Source organism: Pseudoflavonifractor sp. 60 (assembly GCF_009911645.1).
Classification (GTDB): domain Bacteria; phylum Bacillota; class Clostridia; order Oscillospirales; family Oscillospiraceae; genus Lawsonibacter.
In genome coordinates, this window is the sequence record NZ_QWKI01000306.1 from 1 (window position 1) to 3,932 (window position 3,932).

Here is a 3,932-nt window from a genome sequence, read left to right on the forward strand (position 1 = left end):
TTCTTCTTGCCCAAGATATAATGGGCATACACTCTCCGGGCCTGGATGGGCGGGAGCTGGTCAAGAGCGGCGTAGAGTGCAGAGCGGTTTTCTTCCTCCAGAATGATCTCCTCCGGGGTCAGGGGCGGGAACATCACATCCGGCTCAAAGCCGGGGTCAACGTCCAGAGAGCACTCGTTATGCTCCCGCTTGCGCCGCTTGTAGCTGTCGCACTGGCGGCCCCCAGTGGAGAGAACGACGGCGATCTCCTCCGACACTTCCATGGAGATACACTCGGTCAGGTGGGGGTAGTAGTTATTCAATTTGATGGTTGTCATATGTAACCTCCATTTCGATATTGGCGGAAAGGGACAGATCGAAATGGAGGGGGCGGGGAGCGGCAGCCGGGGCCGCCCCTGGCCTCTGGACACCGTGTCCAGAGGCTTCGGAATAGAGAAACGCCCGCATAGCGCAAGGCTATACGGACGTGAGAGGGCGACAGGATATTACAATTTTCGCAGCTGCGGCCAGGGCTTCCCGTCAGCGGGGGTGGGCTTTTTTTGACAGCAAACTATAAGAAAAGGACATGACAATACCTCCCGGATACCGCCGTGTCCTTAAAAATGGGCGACTTTAACACACCCTCCGTTTTCCATTTTTCAAAAGAAAGCGGCGGCCTTGAAATTTGTTATTCCAAAACCGCCGCAAGGCTACTTGTATTTTGTTTGGGCGTGTTGATACCAGCCGCCAAAACAACGGTTTTTTTATTTACCGTTGGGCGACAATTTTAGACTGTTTCTTCAATGGCGCCTATTACCTGTTCGTGGTTCAATCATCGTTTTCCTGCCAAGTGTTTTGCCACCAATCATCTTCCCAAGGTTTGCCTTGCCACTCATCTTGCCACAGTTTCTTCCAATCGTCCGGGAACTCATTAGAGGCGGTAAAATTTTGTGAAGTATAAATTCCCATGACGCCGGTGCCTTTTCGTGTAATCTGGATTGTATTTGCTCCTGTACCGTCTGCAAACGTATAGGTATTCTCGTTTTCCTTGAAATCTGTCGGCTTATATATCTCACCCCAGTCGCCGCTGTCAGTGATCGTGGTGGTAGTGTTCTTGAAATCATCTTTGGAAATCAACTGGAAATATCCACTGTTCGCAGTAGCATCCACCGAGCCGGTGAAACCCTCTGGCAAGGTCAAAAAGACGGACGCCATATTGAAGTTGCCTACAATATTGCCAGACCTGATAAGGTCGCAAGTCAAATGCCCGTTGTCCACGTTCAAAGTTACATCCCCATACGCAATATCAGGAATATACAATTTGATGGTCTCAGCATTGTTGTTTGTATTTGTCTTGCATGATATCGACACGCTCCAGATATCCCGCTGTCCGTCAATGCGAGGCTCAACCTGATATACATCTTCGTTAAACTCAGCATAGATCTTGCTGCCCCGGGGAGCTGCCAACACATTGACGGCGGCGTTGCTGACATCCAGCGACAACGAGGGCCTGCCGGTGGTGTCCAGTGGCGTACCAGGGAGAGACGCTGCATGGGCATTCGCCGTAGCTGGCCCCAAGGAATAGACACCAACAAAGGCCGCTCCCAAAACTACACACAGTGTCAGCAGGACAGTCAATATCTTAACCGACCTCGATTGTTCCCTAAACTTCATAATTGCACCTAACCTTTCTTTCAATAGCTGTTTATTTTCGCTTAAAGTGACAGCTCCGAGATTTTCCTTGTATCTCCCTACTGCCGCCATAGCGTCAAGTAAGGTTTTCCCATAGTCCTGCGCGTTGTCGCTCCCCATTTTGGCAAGGACGGCTTCATCGCAGGAAAATTCACAAGCCTTGGTAATTTCCCGGCTCATAAGATATACAAGCGGGTTAAACCAATGCAGGCAGACTGTAATCTGCACCAGCCATTTATAGAACATATCCCGCCGTTTGTAATGCGTCAGTTCATGCAGGATGATATAGTGAAAATCTTTTTCAGGAATATCTGCGCTGGGCAGTACGATACACGGACGGAAAAAGCCAATCAGCAGAGGGGAAGAAACCAACGGATTGACGCATAATTCTATGGGCTTTTTGATGCCCGACTGCTCCGCAACAATAGAAAGTTCGTCTAACCGCTCAATGTCAGAAACCGGGGTCAATCCAGCACGGATATACCGCATAAACCCCTGATAGATTGTTATTTTTCGTATCAGCAAGCCCAGCGCGGCCACCAGCCACACCAGCCAGATCTGATTGATTAGCAACACTCCAATATCTTGAAGTGGGTGGGCAGTTGTTACATCATCTGCCGGACTACTTACCGTTTCATTGTGATGTTCTGCCCCAACAGCGGGAGCAAGATTGCTTCCCGGAACGTTTAGTGGGGGCTGTTGCTGCGGCGGTAAAGGAGCGGTCTGGGATATTGCCTGATCAACAGTCTGATATGCCTTTCCCATCAGACTTACTTCTGGCCCGAACGGGAGCAGCAGCCGCAAAACGACAATGAGCCAAATATAATACTGCCATTGACGGCTGATTTTATCTTTCAGAAATTGCTTTCCCAAAAGCAGAGCCAGGATCAGCAGCCCGCCGGAAAAGGACATAGACAGGAAAATTTTCAAAACTGCGTTCATGGTGTCTCCTTCCCTTTCTCCAGCAGCCTTTTCAGTTCCTCGTATTCCTCGTCCGCCAACAAATCGCCCATAATCAGATTGGAAACCAGCCCTTTGGCGCTCCCTTCGTAGATTTTATCCAGGAAGTTTTTCGTCTGCATCGTCTGGTACTCTGTCTCTGAAATGAGCGTGGTATATTCGTTGCGGCGTCCGATTTTCTTTGCACTCAGAAAGCCTTTGTTCATCAGCCGCGATAGGAGTACAATCAAGGTGTTCTTTTGACACGGCTTGCCTCTGGCAGCTAGCCTATCCATGATATAGGGAAACAACGTCACATCCTCTGGGTTTCCCCATACGATTTTCATAATTTCAAGTTCAGCATCGGAAATTTGCTGTACCACGTTTTTATCCTCCTTAATGTATAACATCGTGTTGATGATTAAAATATAACACGATGTCGTCCTTCTGTCAAGTCCATAATTTTACAAAAGAGATTAGGAATACGCAGTCTCCACTATTACGCAATTCTGGGGGTGCGCTAAACGGCAAGCAGGGCAAGTGTATAACACTTGCAATTTTTGCTTCGCAAAAATGCTTGTTGGGGTGCCCCCAAACCCGCCGGAAGCCTCTGGACACCGTGTCCAGAGGCTTCCCTGTCTGCGGCCCCGTCGCTATCGCTCCTGGGCCTTATGCGCTCACAGTGCTACTACCTCCGAAAGTTTCTCCAGCAGTTCAGAGAGCGGCCCCCATAAATCCGCATAGTCCTTTTGCAGCGCCTTGATTTCGTCGGGGTAAACTCCGCCATAGGTATTTGCCAGGACAGCTATTTGATTGAGGTTATTCGCACAACGCCGTTGCAAAGAAACGATCTCCTTAACGGGCGCAAGGTCAACATGAAGTACGTAGCCATTGAGCGCCATTTTCCGCATATAGGCCGAAAGGTTGCGGATTCCAACATCCGCCATGCACTCCCGGATTTTTGCCTGTTCGTCCGGGGACAGCCAGACACAGACGGACGTGCTCCGAACACGTTTTTTCCCAGCGACCAGCGTTGACTGGTTTTGGGGGCCGTAAGACGCTGATTTTTTACCGCTCATAGATACCTCCTGTAAATTCAGATGTTGACAGTATTTTAGTGAATTGGGCCTGGGGAATGATACTATACCACCCCTCAAAGAACCGGGGCCGGAAACCCTTGCGGGGCAAGGAATTGAAATTGCTAATTGTCCACACATCAGCTTTGGAAAAAAAGCGATTTGAGGGGAAGCGGTTCGACCCTATCCCCCCGCCCTTTCCCTATCCAGGGAAAGGGGGCGGCTCTGGAGGATATATCCCCCGTC

4 protein-coding genes are annotated in these 3,932 nt (G+C 49.7%); all 4 read right to left on the reverse strand.

Annotated features, from left to right (window positions below; all coding sequences use genetic code 11):
• Positions 1-317, reverse strand: a 317-nt coding sequence (locus tag D1646_RS21945; protein WP_160638464.1) for a sigma-70 family RNA polymerase sigma factor, incomplete at its 3' end; no start/stop codon positions are given.
• Between the two features lie 490 nt (positions 318-807).
• Positions 808-2,613 (reverse strand): M56 family metallopeptidase, encoded by a 1,806-nt coding sequence (locus tag D1646_RS21950; RefSeq protein WP_160638465.1) that lies wholly within the window; start codon positions 2,611-2,613, stop codon positions 808-810.
• Positions 2,610-2,993 carry a BlaI/MecI/CopY family transcriptional regulator gene (locus tag D1646_RS21955; RefSeq protein WP_160638466.1) on the reverse strand — a complete coding sequence of 128 codons (384 nt, stop codon included), beginning with the start codon at positions 2,991-2,993 and terminating at the stop codon, positions 2,610-2,612. The genes D1646_RS21950 and D1646_RS21955 overlap by 4 nt, the downstream gene beginning before the upstream one ends.
• Positions 2,994-3,287: 294 nt before the next feature.
• Positions 3,288-3,689 carry a plasmid mobilization relaxosome protein MobC gene (gene mobC, locus D1646_RS21960; RefSeq protein ID WP_160638467.1) on the reverse strand — a complete coding sequence of 134 codons (402 nt, stop codon included), beginning with the start codon at positions 3,687-3,689 and terminating at the stop codon, positions 3,288-3,290.
• Between the last annotated feature and the right edge of the window lie 243 nt (positions 3,690-3,932).